The organism is Methylomonas sp. TEB (genome assembly GCF_047777895.1).
In the GTDB taxonomy this organism is placed as follows: domain Bacteria; phylum Pseudomonadota; class Gammaproteobacteria; order Methylococcales; family Methylomonadaceae; genus Methylomonas.
This window is the reverse complement of the sequence record NZ_CP180476.1, coordinates 2,511,763-2,534,326: the sequence shown is the minus strand read 5'-3', so window position 1 is coordinate 2,534,326 and position 22,564 is coordinate 2,511,763. Positions and strand designations below refer to the sequence as shown.

Annotated in this window: 19 protein-coding genes and 1 tRNA gene; 7 read left to right on the top strand and 13 right to left on the bottom strand. The window is 51.6% G+C overall.

Annotated elements, in window-relative coordinates; genetic code table 11:
• Positions 1 to 16 precede the first annotated feature (16 nt).
• Both ACMXD4_RS11330 and ACMXD4_RS11325 read right to left on the bottom strand, forming a co-directional pair.
• Positions 17 to 892 (bottom strand): glycerol kinase, encoded by an 876-nt coding sequence (locus ACMXD4_RS11330; protein WP_415878100.1) that lies wholly within the window; start codon positions 890 to 892, stop codon positions 17 to 19.
• A 56-nt stretch (positions 893 to 948) separates the two neighbouring features.
• The gene (locus ACMXD4_RS11325; protein ID WP_415878099.1) at positions 949 to 3,885 is read right to left on the bottom strand and encodes a UvrD-helicase domain-containing protein; all 2,937 of its coding nucleotides are present in this window, start codon (positions 3,883 to 3,885) and stop codon (positions 949 to 951) included.
• 309 nt (positions 3,886 to 4,194) lie between these two features.
• Here ACMXD4_RS11325 and ACMXD4_RS11320 point away from each other — a divergent pair, with 309 nt between their 5' ends.
• The gene (locus ACMXD4_RS11320; RefSeq protein WP_415878098.1) at positions 4,195 to 4,368 is read left to right on the top strand and encodes a hypothetical protein; all 174 of its coding nucleotides are present in this window, start codon (positions 4,195 to 4,197) and stop codon (positions 4,366 to 4,368) included.
• A 234-nt stretch (positions 4,369 to 4,602) separates the two neighbouring features.
• Here the strand turns inward: ACMXD4_RS11320 and ACMXD4_RS11315 are convergent, their stop codons facing one another.
• Entirely contained in the window at positions 4,603 to 5,154 is a 552-nt protein-coding gene (locus ACMXD4_RS11315; protein WP_415878097.1) for a hypothetical protein, read from the bottom strand.
• A gap of 233 nt (positions 5,155 to 5,387) precedes the next feature.
• Between ACMXD4_RS11315 and ACMXD4_RS11310 the strand changes: the two genes are divergently transcribed.
• The gene (locus tag ACMXD4_RS11310; protein WP_415878096.1) at positions 5,388 to 5,621 is read left to right on the top strand and encodes a helix-turn-helix transcriptional regulator; all 234 of its coding nucleotides are present in this window, start codon (positions 5,388 to 5,390) and stop codon (positions 5,619 to 5,621) included.
• Positions 5,618 to 6,880, top strand: coding sequence for a type II toxin-antitoxin system HipA family toxin (locus ACMXD4_RS11305; RefSeq protein WP_415878095.1), 1,263 nt, complete (start codon positions 5,618 to 5,620; stop codon positions 6,878 to 6,880). The genes ACMXD4_RS11310 and ACMXD4_RS11305 overlap by 4 nt, the downstream gene beginning before the upstream one ends.
• 420 nt (positions 6,881 to 7,300) lie before the next feature.
• Here ACMXD4_RS11305 and ACMXD4_RS11300 read toward each other — a convergent pair.
• The 3 genes from ACMXD4_RS11300 to sbcB all read right to left on the bottom strand — a co-directional run bounded on the left by ACMXD4_RS11300 (position 7,301) and on the right by sbcB (position 10,231).
• Positions 7,301 to 7,387 (bottom strand) — tRNA-Leu (locus ACMXD4_RS11300).
• Between the two features lie 117 nt (positions 7,388 to 7,504).
• Positions 7,505 to 8,686: a pyridoxal phosphate-dependent aminotransferase gene (locus tag ACMXD4_RS11295; RefSeq protein ID WP_171695416.1), complete on the bottom strand. Its 1,182-nt coding sequence runs from the start codon at positions 8,684 to 8,686 to the stop codon at positions 7,505 to 7,507.
• A gap of 105 nt (positions 8,687 to 8,791) precedes the next feature.
• On the bottom strand, positions 8,792 to 10,231 hold the full coding sequence (sbcB, locus tag ACMXD4_RS11290; RefSeq protein WP_171695417.1) for an exodeoxyribonuclease I: 1,440 nt from the start codon (positions 10,229 to 10,231) through the stop codon (positions 8,792 to 8,794).
• 127 nt (positions 10,232 to 10,358) lie between these two features.
• Here sbcB and ACMXD4_RS11285 point away from each other — a divergent pair, with 127 nt between their 5' ends.
• The 3 genes from ACMXD4_RS11285 to ACMXD4_RS11275 all read left to right on the top strand — a co-directional run bounded on the left by ACMXD4_RS11285 (position 10,359) and on the right by ACMXD4_RS11275 (position 12,337).
• Entirely contained in the window at positions 10,359 to 10,952 is a 594-nt protein-coding gene (locus ACMXD4_RS11285; protein WP_033156245.1) for an SRPBCC family protein, read from the top strand.
• Positions 10,953 to 11,021: 69 nt separating this feature from the next.
• On the top strand, positions 11,022 to 11,975 hold the full coding sequence (locus ACMXD4_RS11280) for a beta-propeller fold lactonase family protein (protein WP_205450212.1): 954 nt from the start codon (positions 11,022 to 11,024) through the stop codon (positions 11,973 to 11,975).
• A 71-nt stretch (positions 11,976 to 12,046) separates the two neighbouring features.
• Positions 12,047 to 12,337, top strand: a complete 291-nt coding sequence (locus tag ACMXD4_RS11275; RefSeq protein ID WP_036272448.1) for a hypothetical protein — start codon at positions 12,047 to 12,049, stop codon at positions 12,335 to 12,337.
• Between the two features lie 38 nt (positions 12,338 to 12,375).
• Here ACMXD4_RS11275 and ACMXD4_RS11270 read toward each other — a convergent pair whose 3' ends face one another.
• From ACMXD4_RS11270 to ACMXD4_RS11260, 3 genes are read right to left on the bottom strand one after another with little or no spacing between them, the layout of a single operon-like run.
• Positions 12,376 to 12,597 (bottom strand): FeoC-like transcriptional regulator, encoded by a 222-nt coding sequence (locus tag ACMXD4_RS11270; protein WP_033156247.1) that lies wholly within the window; start codon positions 12,595 to 12,597, stop codon positions 12,376 to 12,378.
• Complete coding sequence (feoB, locus tag ACMXD4_RS11265; protein WP_415878094.1) at positions 12,594 to 14,909, bottom strand: Fe(2+) transporter permease subunit FeoB; 2,316 nt, start codon at positions 14,907 to 14,909, stop codon at positions 12,594 to 12,596. The genes ACMXD4_RS11270 and feoB overlap by 4 nt, the downstream gene beginning before the upstream one ends.
• A complete protein-coding gene (locus ACMXD4_RS11260) occupies positions 14,906 to 15,139 on the bottom strand; it encodes a FeoA family protein (RefSeq protein ID WP_033156249.1) in 234 nt (77 codons plus the stop codon). The genes feoB and ACMXD4_RS11260 overlap by 4 nt, the downstream gene beginning before the upstream one ends.
• 330 nt (positions 15,140 to 15,469) lie before the next feature.
• Between ACMXD4_RS11260 and ACMXD4_RS11255 the strand changes: the two genes are divergently transcribed.
• Complete coding sequence (locus tag ACMXD4_RS11255) at positions 15,470 to 17,863, top strand: phosphoketolase (protein ID WP_415878093.1); 2,394 nt, start codon at positions 15,470 to 15,472, stop codon at positions 17,861 to 17,863.
• On the opposite strand, the gene ACMXD4_RS11250 is transcribed toward ACMXD4_RS11255, so the two are convergent.
• From ACMXD4_RS11250 to ACMXD4_RS11235, 4 genes are all read right to left on the bottom strand, one after another.
• Positions 17,860 to 19,233: a DUF4129 domain-containing protein gene (locus ACMXD4_RS11250; protein ID WP_415878092.1), complete on the bottom strand. Its 1,374-nt coding sequence runs from the start codon at positions 19,231 to 19,233 to the stop codon at positions 17,860 to 17,862. The genes ACMXD4_RS11255 and ACMXD4_RS11250 overlap by 4 nt on opposite strands.
• Positions 19,230 to 20,486, bottom strand: a complete 1,257-nt coding sequence (locus ACMXD4_RS11245; protein ID WP_415878091.1) for a DUF58 domain-containing protein — start codon at positions 20,484 to 20,486, stop codon at positions 19,230 to 19,232. The genes ACMXD4_RS11250 and ACMXD4_RS11245 overlap by 4 nt, the downstream gene beginning before the upstream one ends.
• Before the next feature lie 13 nt (positions 20,487 to 20,499).
• A complete protein-coding gene (locus ACMXD4_RS11240; protein WP_415878090.1) occupies positions 20,500 to 21,417 on the bottom strand; it encodes an AAA family ATPase in 918 nt (305 codons plus the stop codon).
• A gap of 92 nt (positions 21,418 to 21,509) precedes the next feature.
• Complete coding sequence (locus ACMXD4_RS11235; RefSeq protein ID WP_415878089.1) at positions 21,510 to 22,355, bottom strand: S26 family signal peptidase; 846 nt, start codon at positions 22,353 to 22,355, stop codon at positions 21,510 to 21,512.
• Positions 22,356 to 22,564: the final 209 nt, after the last annotated feature.

Genomic DNA, 22,564 nt, shown 5'->3' with positions numbered 1-22,564 from the left:
TGGCTCAGTCGATTAATCAATAAGCCTGCACCCCAAACTTCAACAACAACCTCGGCAAAATATCGTCCAGATTCAGCACGTCCTTATCGGTCAATTCAATCAGATTGAAATTATATTTCTGGTAGATAGCGAGTTTTTCCTGTTTGCGGGCTAGATATTTGGCGTCGTTTTCGTAGCCCCAGAACTCGATATAGACCTTACCGGTGGGGATGTAGAAGTCGCAGTACATTTCTTCTTCGATCGGCAGTTTGCGCTCGTAGGCGTGGACGATTTCCGCCATGTACAGCCAATTGTCGATCAACATTTCCGCCTTGGAGCGGACGAAGTGGCCGTCGGTAGTGCGGTGGGTGGCTTCGAATTTGTGGCGGAAGCTGTCCATTTTGTCGGTGTCGGTCTTGGGTTTATCGACACCTTTCATGTTATCGACATTGTCTTTCAAGGCCCGGTTGCGGGTGATTTTTTCCGGCCAGCGCACATAGGGGATGCCGGATCGGCTGTCTTCACCTTGCTCGGCGCCCATCGCCAAGCCTTGTTCGGTGACTAGCCAGCCTTTCAAACCTTTTTTAATCCAGCCTAGTTCCGACAAGATGTAGTTCATTTTGTTGGCCGGCAGTTCGAACTGTTGCCCGAGCACAGTGGCGGTCAATAGTTTCGGCGCATCGACTTTGCTTGGCGCGTTCGGCAACTGAAAATCTTCCGGCCAGGCGACGTATTGGCCGTATTTACCGGTCAGATAGACACCGCCGGCGGCACTGCCTGCGTCGGTTAACTGCCATTTGTCTTCTTGTTTTTCGATTAGGCCCAGCGCAGTCAACTGCCCGAACATTTGCTCTTGAGACACACCACGCAATTTGGCCAGTTGGGTGGTGGACAGGCGTTTCTCGTCACTCATCTCTGTAGTTCTCTAGTTAGGATCAGACCAAGTTTAGACCATGACCGGAGCCGCTCTTAAGCGGCGTTGACGGTTGATTTGACCCTTGCCACTTGCAAATCGATAAATTGCTCGGTATGCGAACAAGAAAACGCCGCGTTTTTACGGTAATGCGAGCAGCCCCAAAATTGGCCGTGCGGTCCTTTGCGCAGCACCATGGCACCTTGGCAACGCGGGCAGATCGGTTCGACAAAGTCGCAACGGCGATTTTCACAAACGTGAAAGCGGCCTTGCGTTTTCAATCCGCTGCCACACCATTGGCAAGCCCGCTGCGTGTGATTGCAGAGTGGATATTGGTTGCAGCCGAAAAAGCTGCCGTACTGGCTATCTCGGGGTACCATCCAGCCGGTTTTGCAGGCTGGACAGGGAATATCGGCCATCTGCTCTTGAAAGCCGGGACCGGTAAATTCGTCGACCGTAACGGCATAGTCGCCGTCGATTAATTCTCTGACAAACGGCGACGGGTTAAGACCGTTGGTGACCAAATACACGTGATGCCGCGCCCGCGTCAGTGCCACGTAAAACAGGCGACGCTCTTCGGCATGCGCGAAGGCCTCGGCCTGAGGCAATAACAGCTCCAGTAAGGGATGGGTGGCTTTTTCCGACGGAAAGCCGTGTTCGCCTTTGTCCAAGCCGAACACGACGACATAATCGGCTTCTTTGCCCTTGGAAGCATGCACCGTCATGAATTGTAGTGACAGCTGCGGATGTCGCCGCTTTAAAGCGGCGACATCGGGCCGTTTGAAGTTAAAGCGCGCTAACAGCAGAACACTGGCAGATGGCTTGGCCTTAGCAGTGATAGCGTCGAGTGCCGCCTGTATGCCGGTCAAATCCTGATCGGTTTTGATCAGTGACATAGCAGCCTGTTCGACAAGACGTAGACTGCGGATCTGCTTGTCGATCTGGCTGGGGTTTTGAGTGACGAAGCGCGAGGCCACTTCGCCAATTTTATTGTTGAAGCGAAAGGTTTGATCCAGCACGCTGGTTGCCGTATCGCCAAAGTGGCTTTGAAAGTCCTTGGTGAGCGCGACATCGCTGCCGGTAAAGCGGTAGATGGATTGCCAATCATCACCCACGCTGAACAGGCTGGCTTCCGGTTGCTGTGCCATCAAGGCTTTCAGTAAGCGCGCTCGGCTGGCCGAAATATCCTGAAATTCGTCAACTAATAAGTACTGGTACGGAGACTGAAAGCGTCCGGATTCGACGTACTCGATGGCTCTGCCGATCATGTCATCAAAGTCGATGCTAGCGTTGTCGCGCAACCGTTGCTGGTAAGCTTGATAGATGGGTTCGAATAAATACGCGGCGGCGCGCATGCGTTCCTGGTCTTCATGCTTGTCGGCTTTTTCGACCAGTTGTTTGATGCTGAGGTAAGCGGCTTTGAACAAACTGAGGATTTGCGCCATCAGTTTGCTGAATTCCGATACTCGGCCTAATTGATTGAGTTGGTTAAGTAACTCATTTTGCGGCAAGGGTTGGAAATGAACGCCGGCAGCCTGCAATTTTTCGCTGAGCACCTCGGTCAATCGCCCCTGTTGTTTCAGATAGCTGTAGGTTTCGATCAACGGGGTTTGATATTTTTGGTGTAACTCCCTTTTCCAGGCCATGCCGGCCAAGTAGTTTTCTTGATTGATAAACGGCGGTGTTTGATTCAGCTCGTTGACCGCAAAGTGTTCGATGTAAATGCCGTAAGCCGGCAGGAAGAAATCCGGTTGGTAGACGCGGTAATCCGGGCCTGAGGTGTTGACCTGATAATTGGCTTCGTATTGATAGGCAATGCCTTGCCGGTACAAGAAATTGGCAATCTCGCATTCCTCGTAGCTTTTAACGAGCTCGCCCTGTAGCGTACGAATATCGTTTTCGAGGATGTAGGCGTTGTAGTCACCCAAACTCTTGAAATTGAATTGGCTTTTATAGGGATAGGCAAAACGTAGGAAATAGGTCAGCAGCCGCGAGCGATAGCGTTCATCCTCCAGCAAGCTTTGAATTTGGCTATCGACAAACGCGGCGCGCAAGGTATCGTCTTCGGCCATTTTGTCGATGGCCTGCCTGGTACCTTCAACTTGGCTAATGATGTCTAAACCCAGGCCATGAAAGGTTTTCACCGTCAGGTTTTGAATCCCTAGTTTGGACTGGATGCGCTCTTCCATTTCTTGCGCCGCTTTGCGGGCATACGCCAGCATCAATATCTGTTCGGGTTTTGCCAGGCCGGCGTTGATCAGGTAACCCGCGCGGCCGATCATGGTGCTGGTCTTGCCGGTACCCGCGCCGGCCAGCACCAAATTATGCTGCTCGTCGATGATGCAGGCGTTACGTTGCGCTTCGGTCAGCGGATTGGTTTCGACCTGATCAAAGAAGTCTTTGAAGTGCTGAGCCTGTCGAGCGATAAAGGTTTGATTGAGTTTGGCAACCTGCTGGTGTGCGTCGTCCAGTAGAGGACGAATAGCGTGATAATCCTGATGAAGCTCGGCTGGCAAACGCTGCAGACAATCCGTTCTTTTAAGTCCCGCCGCTAACCACAAATGATTGCCTATCCACTGTACTGCCATAGATCGGCGAATGTATTTTTTATTGGAAAGCAGCAATCTGGCTTCTTGGGATGCTTGTATCAGTGCGGGTACTAACTGCTGATAAAACCGTTGAATGCGTTGATTAACATAGCGTTTCATCGAGACCTGCAAAAACGCCGACTGTTCTTTATTGACGCCGCCAAAGCGTAGCGTTTGGCCATCATTTAACGTGAACAACAACGTGTCCCAAAACCAACCGGATTCGATACCAATTCCAGGCTGAAGACTCAATACTTGGAGCTTGAGTTGCTTTTGGCGCTCATCAATTAACACCAGCGTTTCTGGCTCGAGAACAAAGGCGTGAAAGCGGCGATCTTTTGCAAACCACTTGGCCCAACGACTGAGTTGATAACGTGGTAACGGAGTGGGCGTTGGTGTCTGCATATGTCCTTAATAATTGAAAATCCGGTTGCCTAGCCAGGACTACCAAGTAAATCGAGTGGCCAAAATATGGAAATTAACATTTTTAGGCCGAAGCAAGCAAAGTAAAAGCCGTCGCGAATGGATTTTGCCGGACTTTGTTGATAGCGGTTTTAGTCATCTGTGCCGTCTGAAATTGTTTTGAGAATACACAACGGTTTGGGCGGCTGCCCTGGTTTGTCCGTCCATTCCCAAATTACGCATAACGCCAACCCAATAGGCATGCGCGGTTTTTGGCGCCGGGTCGCGGTGAGCCTTCCAGAAGGTCATGACATGAGGTTTACCGATTTCGTGCAGGTTGTGCAGTCGTTCGGTCTGCTTGATGAATTCGACGAACTTGATCATCCGGCCGACCTGCAAGCGGCGATGGGCTTTGGCGTCTTGGCGGGCTTACTGGTGGGCCAGGGCCTGGATGTGTTGACACGCACCACCTCCAGACGTCCGTGAGACAGGATGCTGCGGGCGTGTTGATCTAATACTTCAGCGGCTTTCAGGCTAATGTTGAGTTGTGTTGGGAAACAAGCGATCGTACGAAGTTAGTTTCAATTGCCGAGTGCGGGAGCAGGTATCGGATCTATTTTTGGTGGAAGCCTTGGCGGTAACCTCCACGCGATGTTATGTGCTTCGGGTAAAGCAATCAGCCTTGCGTTTTTAGTTTGAAGATCGGCTAAAAGCGCATTACTAGTCATCAATGTCATATTCGGATAACAATATTGCCATATCTTCGCCAACACCCCAGCCGACGTTCCGGCCTTGCAGCGCAACTTGCTCGAGTCTGTCTATAAACGGCGAGCGTTTGGCTTCCGGCAATGCCATGACATATTTCAACGCTTGTTCGAACATTCGCACCAAGGCATCAAAATACCCTTCATCGTCCATGCCGCAGTAGCCCAGGAAAACAAATACTTCTTCGCAATAGAAAATTGACAATTCAGCCAGTCCTTCAGGTTGACCGACTGCATTTTTGTAATCGGTAATCGCTTTCTTCGCTTTGGTCACAGAGATGGGTTGATTGCGCATGACATCCGGACAAATCCAGCGGGAAATCGTGTCCTTATAGGGTTTGAAAATATCCTCGCCCAACCCGAATCGGGCATGCAGAAACGTTTGATTATCTTTATTGGCTGAGTATAGGTCTTGTATCAGCCCGATCAGACCAACTCGATCAACGTCAGCCAATTTGGATTTAACGTCGCTCCAGCTTGCTTTGGATTTTTTCTGTTTGCTAGTCATTTGCTGTCGGTTGTTTTCTTTTAATTCGTTTTTGCAATTACCCTAAGTTATATCATCAGCATTCAGCGCTAACCATCACAGGCAGATAGACTTGACACAGAATGGAGCTATTTTTCCCGAACGGGAACTTCGATGCTTATCTCTCGTAAATTCTAAATTAATTTTCCCGTACGGGAAATTATGCTTGCATATTGGTTGTTTTAACTTAATAATTTCCCGAACGGGAAAATCTCATGATCAACATCCAATCCACCCAACAACTTGGCCAGGCGCTACGCACCGCCCGCAAACAGCTCGGATTAACCCAATCCGAAATGGCGTTGACGGCAGGTGTTGGCGTTCGCTTTATCGTCGACCTCGAAGCCGGCAAGCCGACCGTGCGTCTGGAAACGGTGATGCGCGTTATTGAAGCACTGGGTGGGCAGGTCATGCTCGATGGCCTGCCGGATATAACCCAAACACCATGAGCTATTTGCTTGCTGTCTATTTATTTGATCGTCGAGTAGGGGATTTGGCCTTGGTTGAAGGCAGACTGCAATTTAGCTACAGCGCCGACTGGCTGCAACATGCCGACGCTGTCCCGCTGTCCTGCTCGTTACCGTTGCAAGTTGAGCCGTTCAGCGACCAACAGACACGGCCGTTCTTTGCCGGCCTTTTACCAGAAGGCAAATTACGCCAACTGATTGCTCGCCAGTTTCAGGTCTCGAAGCAGAACGACTTTGCCTTGCTCGATCATATCGGCGGCGAATGCGCTGGTGCCGTTTCGCTATTGCCGCCAGACCGATTACCCGCTGTATCTGAACCAGCGAACGAGATCGACTGGTTATCCGACTCTGACGTAGTGGCCTTGCTGGATGAATTGCCGCAGCGGCCGATGCTGGCCGGTCGAGATAGCTTGCGCCTGTCGTTGGCGGGCGCTCAGGATAAGTTGCCGGTGGTGTTCGATGGTCAACGAATCGGTCTGCCCCGCAATGGCACACCCAGTAGTCATATTCTCAAACCGGCCATCGCTGCCGTTGAAGACAGTGTAATCAACGAAGGTTTCTGTCTGGCATTAGCGGGTGCAATGCAATTCCAGACCGCACAAGCGAGGATTTGTGCCATTTGCGACCGCTCATTTTTGCTGGTTGAGCGTTATGACAGAACTCAAGCTGCAATTGGCCAACGCTTGCGTCTGCATCAGGAAGATTTCTGCCAGGCACTGGGCGTGGTACCGGAACTGAAATATCAGAACGAGGGTGGGCCGGGTTTGGAACAGTGCTTTGATTTGGTCCGCCGCGTGACCCGACCGAGTGCGCCGCAGGTGTTGCGACTGCTGGATACGGTGATTTTCAATGCCTTGATTGGCAACCACGACGCCCATGCCAAGAACTTTTCTATCTTGTATGCCGACAAGGGAGCCGTTCTGGCGCCGCTCTACGACGTATTGTCAACCGCCGTTTATCCCAACCTGACGCCCAAAATGGCAATGCAGTTGGGCGGCAAATACAAATTCAGCGAAGTGCAAGCCCGACATTGGGATCGCTTTGCCCAAGCGGCGGGCTTGTCGGTAGCACAAACCCGAAAACGCATTCTCGGTTTGTGCCAACGGCTACCAGCGGTCGCTCGCAGGTTGCAGACATCGGCGGATCATGAATTTGCTGGAAACCCAGTGATTGAACAAATCGTACAGCTAATCGAGCAACGCGCGGCGTTGACAGTCAGGCGGTTCGCCGGGTTTGATTAAACTCCAAAGCTCTTGGATACGCGACACAGACTATAGCAAGGCCGGTGACTGTCACTTATTGAAATGCTTGGGATGATCTAATTGATATTTGGAAAAATAGGATAGCTCGGTTTCCTCTGGTGATGCAGAGGGCAGATGAGAATAGAGCTTGTTGACCACATTTTTGAACCACAGTGGTCTGTAGATTAAGACAAATATCAGGATTGAGTCGGTGACCGGGACCGGGAGTATTTCGAAGCAACCGATAGTGACTAAAACCAGAAACCACTTGAGGCGCCATAGCAGCGGCGGATTTCTGCGTTTAAAGTGAAATATTTTCTTCATGTTCAACCAGTTTTACCGAGGCGTTATTCAAAGGGAACGTGGCAATCATTAGGCATAAAAAAAGGACCAGGTGTAAACCAAAGTCCTTAATTTTTATGGTGCCTCAGACCGGAATCGAACCGGTACGACCTTTCGGTCGCGAGATTTTAAGTCTCGTGCGTCTACCTATTTCGCCACCGAGGCCTTCTTACTGATGAAGTGCGAAGGCCGCGAATTCTATAGCATTGATTAAATTTGTCAATTGAAAAATGGCAAATTAATGTCGGTTTATCCGTTCGCGATGGCAAATCCTAATAGGCCTTAAACCGCTTGTTTGATTCTGAGTAAGGCATTTTCCAGATTGGTCATGCTGGTGGCAATGGAGATTCTAATGTGGCCAGGGCAACCGAAAGCGGAGCCTGGCACCAGGGCCACGCCGGCTTTTTCGATTAAGTATTCGGCAAATTCCAGATCGTCGTTGATACCGTCCAGTCTGCTCAGCAGCTTTTCCACATTCGGGAACACGTAGAAGGTGCCGTCGGTAGGTAAGCATTCAATGCCATCAATGCTGTTCAGTTCGGCAACCACGTAATCGTGGCGCTTTTTAAATTCCACCATCATCGTGTCGATGCAACCTTGGTCGCCGTTCAGCGCTTCTTCCGCTGCCACTTGGGAAATCGATGTAGGGTTAGAAGTGCTCTGCGATTGGATGATGCACATGGCTTCGATCAACGGTGCCGGGCCGGCAGCATAGCCGATCCGCCAACCGGTCATCGAATAAGCTTTAGATACACCGTTTAAGACGATAGTGCGGTCATAAAAGCCGGGGTGGGCATTCAGGATATTGACGAATTCGCCTTTGTTCCAGAGGATCAGTTCGTACATGTCGTCGGTTGCGATCAACACCTCAGGAAAATCCAATAACACGTCGCCCAGTGCTTTTAATTCTTCCAGGCTATACGCAGCGCCCGTTGGGTTGGAAGGACTATTAATGACCAATAGGCGGGTTTTGGGGGTAATCGCGGCGCGCAGTTGTGCCGGGGTGATTTTAAAGTTTTGCGCTTGTCCGGCTTCTAAAATCACCGGGACGCCATCGGCCAGCAGGACCATATCCGGATAGGATACCCAGTAAGGGGCGGGGATGATGACTTCGTCGCCGGGATTAAGCAGCGCTTGCGCCAAGTTGAAAAAGCTTTGTTTGCCGCCGCAGGACACCAGGATTTGATTGGGCTGATAATCCAAACCGTTATCGCGCTTGAACTTGGCAATGATGGCTTTTTTCAAGCCGGCCGTACCGTCAACGGCGGTGTATTTGGTAAATCCGGAGTTGATGGCTTTAATGGCGGCGGTTTTAATATGTTCCGGCGTGTCGAAATCCGGCTCGCCGGCGCCCAGGCCGATAATATCTTTGCCGGCGGCGCGCATCGCGGCAGCACGGGCGGTAATGGCCAGGGTAGGGGAGGGTTTGACCGCTTTTACGCGGTTAGACAGGTTAATGCTCATGATGCCTCGGTCGAAATTTACTCAAATGGTCGTCATTATACGGCATAACGCTAAAAGCACCTTATTCCTGAAACGATCTACTGGCTTTTAAATCGGCAAAAAACATCAATTCGAAAATTTTAGGCGTCGATCTTCCGCATAGGCTGCCAAATCGTTCAGTATCGATTGATTTACATTTGGCTCGTCCCGCAATAGTTTAATTTTGGCGTTGAACTGCTCCAGCGTCAGTCCCCCGGTCGCCAGTGTGCCGTTTAGCTTGTCCCGGCAATATTGCTTCCAGAGTTGGACGTCTTCCATGGATAGGGTATGCGGATAATTCCGGGCGCGATAGCGAAACAGCATTTCCGGCAAACGGACATCGTCGAAATCGGTGTCAAATTCGGATAGCTCGCTGGGTTTGGCTTGCCTGATCCGGGCGATGGCCGCCTTGTCTTTGTTGCTGAAAAAACCGCCACTGTAAATCATCAAATCAGGATCGGTAGGTGAGTCTTGATATTGCCGGGTAAAGACTTGCGACAGCTTTTCCGCTAGAGATGGCGCAGTCTGAATCCGCTGCAAATGGGATAGACACAAGTCCAAGTCGAGTTGCAAGCGTTCGGCATCGGCCGGGCGTATCACCGACAATGGCGCCAACACCGGCGATTTGTTGATATGTACGGTTTTTAAGGGAATTCTGGCAATGCCTTCCGGTAGTGCTTCGGCGGCAACAAACAGCCGCTGTTGAATCTCTTCCGCACTTAACTCAAGCAAAGGTGCCGGATCGACGGAAAGATCGTAAACGATGACTTCGTTGTTATTGCTTGGATGCTGCACTAAGGGCAAAATCACCGCAAGACTATTATTCCGGGCCGAAAAACGGCCGGAGACATGAATTAAGGGCTTAAAGCTGCCGAGTTGCAACAGGTTTAGTGCGGTGTTTTTATAGCGATTGTTCAGTAAATAGTTGAATAGTTTTGGCTGCCGCTCCCTGATTAATTTAGCCATTGCGATGGTTGCATACACATCCGATAACGCATCATGGGCAGCTTCATGAGCGATACCGTTGGCCTTGGTGAGTTCTTCCAATTTAAAGCTGGCAACGTCGTCGGCGTTAACCGGCCACTCGATGCCTTCAGGCCTTAAGGCTTTGGCGGCGCGCACCACATCGATAATATCCCAGCGTGAGTTGCCGTTTTGCCATTCGCGCGCATAGGGATCATAAAAATTACGGTAAAGCAGATTGCGAGTCACTTCATCGTCGAAACGGATGCTGTTGTAACCAACGCCGCAGGTACCGGGTTCGGCGAGTTGATGATTGATAATGGCGGCAAACGCAGCTTCGCAAACGCCTTTTTCGGCCGCCAATTGCGGGGTAATACCGGTTATCAGGCAGGCTTCCGGGTGTGGCAAGTAATCGTCGGCGGGCTGGCAGTAGGCCATGACGGGCTGGCCGATGATGTTGAAATCCACATCCGTGCGGATGCCGGCAAACTGACAAGGCCGGTCGCGTTGCGGATCGATGCCGAAGGTTTCGTAATCGTGCCAGAAAAAAGTAGCTGTAGTCATTAAATACGTGCGGGTAGGATGGCAGAGTCGGGAAAATTTCCGCAAACATGCTTTTGCGAATACTTGCGGACGGATTTTATTTTATAATCGCCCGCTCCATTTTATGTGTCCATCATAGGAAAGTGTTATGAAAAAAACCTCGTTGCTCGTTTCAACCGTTTTATTTTTGTTCGCCGGTTTTGCCCATGCTCATGGTCCGGTCAGAGCAAAAATGACAGCCACCATCACTGTTGATGCCCCAGCGGCCAAAGTGTGGGATTTGATCAAGAACTACGATGATATGTCTTGGCACCCAGGCATTAAAAGCGTGAAAGGCGACGGCACCAATAATAAAGGCGCTATCCGCGTGTTGACTTTGGCGAACGGCACTATCACCGAAGAATTAAAAGCCTATGACGCAGCGAAATTCTCTTACAAATACAAAATCACCGATATGAGCTCAACCGGCACCATTAAACACGCCGGTCAAGACGAGCCGCTGCCAGTATTGCCTGTGGGTAACTATGCGGCAGAATTGTCCGTGAACGACAAAGGCGGAAAAGCCGAAATCGAGTGGGTGGCCACTTACTACCGTGCCTATGTTAACAACAACCCACCAGCCGAATTGAACGAAGAAACTGCCGATAAAGCGGTTAGCAATGTTTTGAAAACCGGTCTGGAAGCGATTGCTAAAAAAGTAGGCTCAGGTTCCGCCGCGGTTGAGATCGATATTAAACGCTAAGCTTTTGTTATTTGGTTCTCGGTCATTCGCGCCGAGAACCCTCGCCCCCCCATTCCTGTCATTCTCACCATGCGCATCAGATATTCGTTGTTGGCTTTTTCATTGCTCGGTGCATTCGCATCTGGCGTTAGCGCTGATTCGCGCGCTTTTATTACCAATCAGTTGGATAATTCGGTATCTGTTATCGATACCAAAAGCCAACAGGTCGTTGAAACGATCAAAGTGGAAGGTAAGCCGGCTGGCGTTGCGCTGAATCAACCGAAGAAACAGGTATATATCAGCACCCCTGAAGGTGGCGGTTTTGCGGTTTTGGATAGCGAAAAACTTACTAAATTAACCAAGGTTAAGGTCGGCGGCGCTTCGCTAGGGATCACCGCGGACAGAAAGGGCGAGCAGGTATTTGTCGCTGATTGGTATGAAAATTCGGTGACGGTTTTTGATACCAAAAATTTCGCGAAAATTAAAACGCTTACGGTCGGCAAATCGCCGTCCGGCATGACCGTTAGTCCGGATAATCGCTGGCTGTATGTTGCCAATCGTATCGACGATTCGATTTCGCAAATCGATTTAAGCAAACTGACTATCCGCAATACCACCAAAGTCGGCGCGCATCCGTTTGGCATAGCGGTGGATAGTCAGGGTAAGCGTTTGTATTCCGCTAATGTGGAAAGTGACAATGTGACCGTTTTGGACGCCCGCAGTCTAAAGCGTTTGGCTACCATCAAGGTTGGCGCCAGGCCGTATGCGGTTGCACTGGCGTTAAACGATAGTTTGCTGTTTGTTACTAATCAGGACGATAGCACCGTATCGGTCGTTGATACCACCACATATAAGCAAATTGATGTGGTCGCAGTCGGCGATAAGCCGGAAGGCATCAGCACGCATCCGGACGACCAGAACGTCTATGTCGCCAACTGGTTTGACAATAATGTGTCCGTCATCGACGCCAAAACCTTAAAAGTGGTAAACACGATTAAAACGGGGGAGGGCAGTCGTGCTTTTGGCGAGTTCATTGCACGCTAGGTGATTCGGCATTTTGATGGTTGCGCATGTATGGTAGACTGCGCGCCGTTGCTAACCTCATTGAGAAATATATGGCTGAAACCGTTGAAGATTTAACCATTAGTTACGAAGACGGCGGCGTTGAAACTGTCAAAGAACTGGACAAAAAAGTCCTGAGCAAGGGCGCTTGGGCGACGGTTATTTACCGTTATCAGGATTGGGAACCGGCTAAAAATCAATATAGCCAAGATAGATTTAGTATTCGCCGCTATCAAAAACGTAACGGCGAATATCAGCAAAAATCCAAATTCAATATTTCCAGCGAAAAACAAGCGCAAGAGTTAATCGACGCGCTACAGGGTTGGTTGGCGGAAGGCCAATAACAACCAGAAGCGTAGCGAGACGTTACAGCCTTGCTACGCTAATCCACCCATTCATAGATCTCTGTCAAAGCCGGATCACATTTGCAGCAGCTGGTGCCGCAGGAAGCGCCGACAGGACTTAATCGTACTTTGCCTTTGTTGATCCACTTGCCAAGCATGCCGCGCAAGGCGTCTGCATCCATATGAAAATGTAACACAAGATCGCTCAATGTTACCCGGCGTTTTTCCTGCAAATAGCTGCGTAAGTCGGACAATATCATTGCGGAACTCCACTAGTTTGGCGCACGCCGTAAAATCGCAACAGGAATAGTACTCCGGCAAAGATAAGCGTTAATGCCAATATCCAGACGACAGCTGAATCGGGGTGCTGGGCATAAGTCATGCCTTGGTAGAAGAGGGTAGCGGTCAAGTAAGCCACAAAAGTCGTCCAGCACACCACAAACAAAGCCCAGCTGCCGTTGGTTTCTTTGTATATTGCCGCAGTGGCGGCTACGCAGGGCGCATACAATAATATAAACAGCAAATAGGCGAAGGCACCGATCTGACCATCAAAATGGGCTTGCATGACGCCGAAGGTATCGAGTTTGACTTGCTGCTGTTCCGCTGCCGCAGCCTGATCGGAGATATTGGCGATACCCAATCCCAATGGGTCCAGCAGCTTGTCGGCAATGGCCGTCAGGTTGTCCGGTACCGTTTGACAAGCCTCTAACAGAGCTTGCTGTAAATCAAAGCTTTTTTCTTCTTCGGTATGATCGGAAACGGCCATTTGACTGTACAACGCATCCAAAGTACCGACTACGGCCTCTTTAGCTAACACGCCGGTAAAAATGCCGACGGTCGCCGGCCAGTTATCGTGGGCGATGCCCATAGGCTGGAATACCGGTGTCAATGCGCGGCCGATTTCGCTTAGTACTGATTTATCGCTATTTTCCTGTCCGAAACTACCGTCCGTACCCAAAGAATTTAATACATTTAACACCAGTACCATAGGCACGATGACTTTGCCTGCGTTGAAGATAAAGGTTTTCAAGCGTTCCCAGGTTTTGGTGTAGACACCTTGCAAAGTGGGCAAATGGTATGCGGGTAGTTCCATCAAAAAAGGAGTAGGGGAGCCGCGCAGCAAGGTGTGACGCATGATTAAACCGGTCAACACCGCCACCACAATACCGAACAAATACAAACCAAACACCAGATTCTGGCCGCCAACCGGGAAAAAGGCCGCGGCAAACAAGGCATAAACGGGCAGGCGGGCGCCGCAGGACATGAACGGATTCATCAAATTGGTCAATACCCGGTCACGCTGATTATCCAGCGTCCGGGTCGCGATAATGGCCGGTACATTGCAGCCAAAACCGACGATCATCGGCACAAACGATTTGCCGGGCAGGCCGATGATGCACATGAACCGGTCCATTACAAATGCAGCTCTGGACATGTAGCCGGAATCTTCCAGCATCGATAAAAATATGAATAAAAAGCCAACAATGGGGATAAAGGTAGACACCACTTGAATACCGCCGCCGATGCCGCTGCTGATCAACACCACCAGCCAAGCAGGCCAATTCATGCCAGTTAATAGTTCGCTTAAACCGTCCACCAGTAACGCACCGACCGCTTTGTCGAAAAAGTCAACGAAAGCACTGCCGATGTTGATGGTAAACATGAACATGGCATACATGACCAACAAGAAAATCGGAATCCCCAAAAATCGATTTAACACCACGCTGTCGATTTTATCGGTGGTGCTGCGGGAAACCTCGTTAAGTTTGCAGACGCTGGTTTGTACCAGTTGATTAACCAAACCGTAGCGCGCGTCGGCCGCGAGTATGTCGATTTCATCTTGAGTTTGCGTTTCGATATCCGCGCGCAATTGTTCTGCAATTTTTTGTAGTTCAGGGCCGGCAAGTTGTTTTGCCAAGGTATCATTTTCAAGTAAGCGCAAGGCAAGCCAGCGGCTGTCACAAATTAAATCGACAGATTGCTGAGCCAATAGGGGCTGTAATTGACTGACAGCTTGTTCTATAGCGGGATGGTAATTGACTTGTAATGCGGGAATGGGCTTGCTGAGGCAGGCTTTATTGATAAGGTCGCGTAATTCCTTAATACCAGAGCCCGTAGCGGCGGTAACCGGTACTACCGGGCAAGCCATTTGTTTGGTAAGCAGTTCGATGTCGATCTTGATGCCGCGCTTTTTTACCGCATCCATCATGTTCAGTACCAAAATCATCGGCACCCGCATTTCTATCAATTGCGAGGTTAGATAAAGGTTTCGTTCTATATTGGAGGCATCGACGATGTTAATGATTAAATCAGCTTGGCGAGAAGCGACATAATCGCGCGCGACTTTTTCGTCCAGGGAGATACTGTCGTCATCGGCTTCTAAAGAATAGGTGCCGGGCAGATCGACCAGACTAATCTGTTTGCATTGATGTGTGTATTCGCCGGTTTTTTGTTCAACAGTCACACCAGGCCAATTGCCGACGTGTTGCCTGGAGCCGGTCAGTGCATTGAACAGTGTGGTTTTTCCGCAATTTGGGTTACCAACCACGCCAACAGTAAAATCCATACTCATATTTTTTCTATAAGTAAGACGGAGGCCTCGTTTTTACGCAGCGACAACGAAAAGCCGCGAATTTTGATTTCAACCGGATCACCCATCGGTGCAAATCGCGTAATTGTAAATTCAGTGCCTGGCGTTAAACCCATGGCCAACAACTTCTTGCGATAAACGCCACCCGATTGATCGAATCCAACTATACGGCCTGTATCGCCAGTCGCCAGCGCTTTAAGATATGTCGACATGCAAACTAATTAATAATTGTTCTCATTAAGTTGCAATATAGCACATCATCCCAAAGGGATGACAATATTAGTTTACCGAATAACTACAGATGGCAATAAATTCGCATAATGTATATTATGTCAAATTATATGGATTGCGAAAATACGCTTTTCGATCATTGGCGAGCATTGTTCCGGTTTAAGTGCTGTATCCGACCAATGCCACGATGCCAAATTTTATCGGTAATTCGCTATTTTTGAATTGCGCAAGCATACACTACACTAATCCAGGAATTTCCACGCCGTTCTGGTAGCGTGGAAACACGTTCTGGCCAACAAAGGAGTTAGCGCATGACGACACTGGAAACAGCTTTACCAGCGGTTATCTCACCACTGAGCCAAGAAGAACTAAAAGGCATCAACGCCTATTGGCGAGCCTGCAATTACCTAGCGGCCGGTATGATTTATCTGCGCGATAACCCTTTGTTAAAAGAACCGCTGAAACCGGACCACATCAAAAACCGGCTGCTCGGCCACTGGGGTTCGAGTCCCGGTTTGAGCTTTATCTACATCCATCTCAACCGGCTGATCAAGCATTACGATCTTAATGCGATTTTCCTGGCGGGCCCCGGTCATGGTGCGCCGGGGGTGTTGGCGCCAGTGTATTTGGAAGGCACTTACGCGGAAATATACCCGAACAAAGGCGAAGACGAAGAAGGCCTACTGCAGTTTTTTAAAGAATTTTCGTTCCCTGGTGGCATCGGCAGCCACTGCACCCCGGAGACGCCGGGTTCTATCCATGAAGGCGGCGAGTTGGGTTACAGCATTTCCCATGCTTACGGCGCCGCTTACGACAATCCGGATTTGCTGGTGGCGGTGGTGGTCGGCGACGGCGAAGCCGAAACCGGGCCGCTCGCTACATCCTGGCATTCGAATAAATTCCTGAATCCGATCCGCGACGGCGCGGTGCTGCCCATCCTGCATCTAAACGGCTACAAGATCAACAATCCGACCTTATTATCACGGATTCCTCATGAAGAGCTGGAACAACTGTTTCGCGGCTACGGCTACACCCCGTATTTCGTGGAAGGTAGCGATCCCGAAACCATGCATCAGCTGATGGCTGGCGTACTGGAAACTTGCGTGCTGGAGATCCGCCGAATCCAGCAAGAAGCTCGCGCAAGCGGCATCCCTACCCGGCCGCATTGGCCGATGATCATCTTGCGCAGCCCGAAAGGCTGGACCGGGCCGAAAGACGTGGATGGGCATAAAGTGGAAGCCTTCTGGCGTTCTCACCAGGTGCCGTTGGCCGGTGTGAAAGACAATCCGGCGCATATGCAACTCTTGTCTGACTGGCTGCACAGTTACAAACCGGAAGAATTGTTCGAGGAGAATGGCAAACTGATTCCTGAACTAAAAGCCCTGGCCCCACAAGGCAGCCGGCGGATGAGCGCGAACCCACATGCCAACGGTGGCTTATTGCGCAAGGCTTTACGAATGCCGGACTTTCAAGATTATGCCTTGGGGTTGGACGGCCACGGCAAAGTGTCCGCGGAAAATACCCGGCCGCTGGGCAAGTTTTTGCGCGACATCATGAACGCCAATATGCACAACTTTCGGGTATTCGGTCCCGACGAAAACAGCTCCAACAAACTGGATGATGTTTACAAAGCCAGTAAGAAAACCTGGCTGGCGGATTATCTGCCGGAAGATGCCGACGGCGGCGAACTGGCGACCGATGGCCGGGTGATGGAAATGCTCTCCGAACACACGCTGGAAGGTTGGCTGGAAGGCTATTTATTAACCGGTCGCCACGGCTTTTTTTCGTCCTACGAAGCCTTTGTACATGTCATCGATTCCATGTTCAATCAACACGCCAAGTGGCTGGCCATGTCCAAAGCCGTATCCTGGCGGGCACCGGTGTCATCATTGAATTTGCTGATTACTTCGACGGTCTGGCGGCAGGATCACAATGGCTTTACGCATCAAGACCCCGGCTTTTTGGACTTGGTCGTCAACAAAAGCCCGTCGGTAACGCGCATCTATTTGCCGCCCGATGTTAACTGCCTGCTGTCTGTTGCCAACCATTGTTTGCAAAGTACCGACTACATTAACGTGATCGTTTGCGACAAACAAAAACATCTGCAGTATCTGGATATGGATACGGCAATCAAACATTGCACCAAGGGCATCGGTATTTGGGAATGGGCCAGTAACGACGATGGTGCCGAGCCCGATTTGGTAATGGCCAGTGCCGGCGATATTCCCACCAAGGAAGCCTTGGCTGCGGTGGTCTTGTTGCGCGAGCACTTTCCCGAATTGAAAATTCGTTTTATCAACGTGGTGGATTTGTACAAGCTAGTACCCGCCAGCGAGCATCCGCACGGTCTGTCGGATCGGGATTTCGATAGCCTGTTTACCGTCGACAAACCGGTAATATTTAACTTCCATGGCTATCCTTGGCTGATCCATAGACTGGCCTATCGGCGCCATAACCATAGTAATCTGCATGTGCGCGGCTATAAGGAGAAAGGCAGTATCAACACCCCGTTGGAACTAGCCATTCAAAACGAAACCGACCGTTTCAGTCTGGCAATCGACGCGATAGATCGGATTCCGGCTTTGCAAGTATCCGGCGCCCACGTCAAGGAAAAACTGCGTGACCGGCAAATCGATTGCCGCAACTACGCTTACGAGCACGGCACAGACCGGCCGGAAGACGATCAATGGCGCTGGCCGTATTAAAGTTGACGATAAATTGTGCGGTACAACTGCCGCATGCGCCGAATATGCGCGTCCGCTAACGGTTTATCGCCGTAACGGGCCGCTTCGAACAAACCGGTGATTTCCGCCGCACTGCGCCGCGCATCGCGATGCCGACGACTGATTTGCGCCAGATATTCGCGGGTGTTGGCGGTATCGGCGCGAGGCACGTCGTGCAATGCAAACAAGCGCGACATCGCTCGGTAATACTGGCGGGCAGAGGGTTCGCCACCGGCATGGCGGCCGATCACACCCAAACGCAGATAGTCCCATTGGGTTATTAGCCAAAGTACCCAAGGGATTTCCCGCAACAAAGCTCCGAATGCCAGGAAAATAGCCAATAGAATCAATGCCAGTAAACCCAATAACGCCGCCAGCCAGTGTTCGCGCAGCCATTGTTTCAACCACTCCCACCAGTCGAAAATCACCGCCACAGCCGGTACCAAAGCTTGTTGCGTAGATTCGCTGAGGTCGGCAATGCTGTTGATCGCTGCCGCCTGCCAGGCCGGCATATTGACTCGCTTAGCGGCGGCACGCATTTCCGCCGAGCTCGGCCAACGACTGCCGGCCTGCCATTGTTGGCCCGTGCCCTCTCCTCCTCCCACAGCTTGTTTTTGCTCGCCACCCGCTTTTTCGGCTGGCTGACCGGAACCGGTTTGGCCGCCGCTGCCGGCTTGTTCGATATCGCCGCCGGGATTTTGCAAGCTGACCTGGCCGAAACGCCACTCCAGATAAGGCCAGTTGATTTGCGGCGTTATCAGATAAAGCCCGCCACCGATCAGCACGATGGCGGCGGTGGCCGCCAAAATGGCCGCGCCCTGCCCTTGGCTGCTGGGCCGGCCTAGACTCAAACGCTGCAGGTCCGCACCGCGCCGCTGAACTTGTTCGGCAACCAGACAAAACACCACCGTCACGATATAAGGCGCTAGATAAAACAACATGGTCCAGTCGGCGCGGTAATGCGAGGCGGCAAACAACACGATCGCCAGCGACACCAACAACCCCAGATTCATCTCGCGCCGGCCGGTGGTGACGCAATTGTAGGAAGCCTGCAACATCGCCAATAGATACAACCCGGCGCGCGGCATACCCCAAATCGGCATAAATACCAATACGAACAGCAAGAAACCGATAAACAACACGGCCTTTTGCCAAACCTTGCCCGCTCCCGAAAGCCAGTGGATTTGCCGCCAGCCGACAATGGACGTGCCGCCGAAGACGATAGCCCAGAACAGCATTTCCCACGCAAAGCTGCCGTATTGGATATCCAAAAATGCATTGCAGGCAACGGCCAGCCATTGCGCTAGAAACAATCCCACATAGACTGGAAAACTCAGAGACGATGCGGTCATTGGTTAAACACTGCCGTTAAGTCGTCGCCTCGCCGAACCGTGACGCAATGCGCGCCCAACTCCAATAAACCGGCGTTCAACGTCCGGTCGCTGTTGTCACGACGTGTCCAACTGGCGGCGTTTAGAAAGCTGTCACGTTCAAACAATACCGCGAACAAGTACACGCCCTTGGCCCGAAGCAAAGCCAGCGTCTGCAGGGTTTCGGCATTGCGGTGCGGCGGCTCAGCCAATAACAGCACGACCGTTTCGCCGCGTATGCAATTCAACGCAATCTCGGTCAGCAATCGCGCGTACGGCGTGTCGCCGTCGGCCTCCGCGATTGCCAGCGCATCCAGGATGGCTTGGTAATGAAAATCGCCTTTGCCGGACAAAATCCGCAAAGGCTGTCCGGCATCAGCCAACACGCGGCTGTGCATATTCTGGCTACAGGCATAAGCCGCCACGGAGGCGGCGATGCGTATCGCGTATTCCAGGGTACTGTGCTTGCCGCGGCCGATATTGGCGTCCTTGGCTAAATCCAGGGCGATGCAGAGGCATGCCGACGCCAAAGGCTCGAACTCCTTGACCATCAACTCATTCAAGCGCGCCGTAGTCGGCCAATGGATATGCCGAGGGTTGTCGCCGCGCCGGTATTCGCGTAGGCCGGAGAATTCCGCCGCACCGGCGCCTTCCGGCAGACAATAACCACCGCGGTGAATTTGGCTGGGTGCGCCGAACAGCGGTAGTGATAGGATAGGAAATACCTTCGGATAAATGGTCAGGTTTTGCCGGGAACGATCGGCGCGGCTGCGCGCCTCAGCCAAGCCCAATGGAAAACTGGACGCCAAGCCCATTGGCCCCAGTTTATAAAAGCCGCGCTTTTCGCACAGCAAGGGTACGTCGAAACTACGCGCGCCGCGGCCCGGCACGTAAGCGACGCTGCCCAGCAATTTGTCACCGTCGTTGGCGCCCTGTTCGGCGGCATTGACGAAAGGCAAGCGGTCGACCAACTCCACCATGAAGCGCGGCAGCCAGCCGCGATTTTGTACGTCGACCCGAAACACGATGGTTTCACCTTCCAACGCCCGTTGCGGCCCGACCCGCCGCACCGATAAGCGTTGCAGCAACCAACGCGGCCAGAGCATGCCGGTCAATAAGGCGGCACTTAGCAATGCAGCGAGCAGCCAGGGCAGACTCTGTTCGCGGCTGATCGCCGCCACATACGCGGCCAGCGTAAAGCCGCACAAGATTAAAAATTTCAGCCTCAGCGCCATTGTGGTCTAGCGATCAAACTACCGGCGGTGGCAGCCGGTCGAGAATTTCCGTGAGAATGTCGCCGGCATTGCGCCCCAGTACCGCGGCCTGTGGTTTGACGATCAGGCGGTGTTCCAGAATCGCCGGCGCGATGCTTTTCACCAAATCCGGCGACACGAAATCCCGGCCGCGTAAATAAGCCAAGCCTTGTGCACCGCGCGCCATGGCCAAGGTACCGCGCGGGCTGATACCCAAGCGCAAATCGGTATGCTGGCGGCTGGCGGCACTGATACCGACCATATACTTAGCCACGTCCATACTAATATGCACCGCCTTGACCTGAGCCCGCGCCGCTAGAATATCGGCTTCGGACGTGACGGCCGGCAAGCTGTCGATAGGATGAGTCTGGGTTTGCGCCGCCAGTATCCGCATTTCCTGTTCGATATTGGGGTACTCCATCCGCAAGCGCATGAAAAACCGGTCCAGTTGTGCTTCCGGCAAGGCGTGGGTGCCGGCCATATCGATTGGGTTTTGGGTGGCCAGCACCATAAACAGCTTGGGCAGTTCATGTGTATACCCGTCGACGCTGACATGAAATTCTTCCATGCATTCCAACAACGCCGATTGCGCGCGCGGTGTGGATCGGTTGATTTCGTCGGCTAGCAGCAGATGGGTAAATACCGGCCCCGGCCGGAATTCGAAATCGGCGGTTTTTTGATTGTAGATAGCGACACCGGTAATGTCGGACGGTAATAAATCCGAGGTGCATTGCAGGCGTTTCATGTCCACCGCCACCGAACGGGCCAATGCCCTGGCCAACATGGTCTTGCCCGTGCCCGGCACATCCTCCAGCAACACATGGCCGCGGCACAGCATCGCGACCACGGCCAATTCGATGACCGGCCGTTTGCCGATAATGACTTTTTCGACGTTTTCAATTAAAGAAAGCATGGCATCCATTAGTTGAGGATTGTCCTGTTAAAGATGTGAGCGGGAAATGGGAGAGCCAAGCTTAGCAGAGCCTGGCCGTTTGTCATTCCAGACTACGAGTTAAGGCGCTTGGCTGCGAATTCGGTATCGGAAAATAGGGCCAACACCGCGAATATCACAATCGCCACCAGTGTCGTGCCCGCTGCGGCGACAGATAAGCCAAAAAACGTCAACCAGGAAACAAACGCATAATAAATGGCCGGCATGACGGCGTTATAACCAAGCGATAGGCCTATGACTCCGAGCAATAACCAGATCGCAAAATTCAAACCAACGCTAATTCGCGCCAAGTAATAAACCGGTTTAACGATACGCTCCTTACGCTTGCCCAGTCCGAAAAATACCAGGCCATAGAGCACGATCAAAGCCGATCCGTAAACGAACAGTTCCGGGTGCTGGACCGCCGACGTCGCTTGATCGAATACATAAAGCACGCTTGCATTTATGTTGCTCTGCGCCAGTAGATGGTTTGCCAATGTCCCGGGATTCGCGGACTCCGCAGTGTCGGGAATAAAATCCGGGAAATAGAAAACGGCTTGTTGCGGCACGATTAACATCGAGTTGGGCAATGCACTCTGCGGATATTTACCGGCCGGTTTGCCGTTAACCGACAATATGCCCGCCGCAAAACCGACTTCATCGCCGGGCATACCGACAATTCTGCTGATCTGTAGTTTGCCGGCCGCATCGTCAAAGCTGATCAAGCGTCCGGCTGCCAAATCCACTTTAGCGGACATTACCATAAAAGCGTTCTTGGACAACTCCTTGTACAAGGGATTGGCCGATGCCATGCGGCTGATCGGGTGGTACATAACAGTGTAAATAATCGGACAGCCGAAAACGACCACCGCCAGCAGGCTGAGCAGCGTTGGCCCCAATGAAGATCGATTAACGCGCATAGTGATTCGTCCCAGTCAAAAGCCCTAAAGATTAGCACAGCCTACAAACCGCGCATTTCGGCGACGCGGACAGATGGATGGTCGGGTTGGGTTATGCCCAATCTTTGGCATTGCATCAACAACGCAGAGTTAAATTCGATGCAGTGGCTGTTGGCTGAGAAGGTTTGGAAAAGTAAAAATGCTGCTTAGCCGGCAAAGGCTGGAAATTT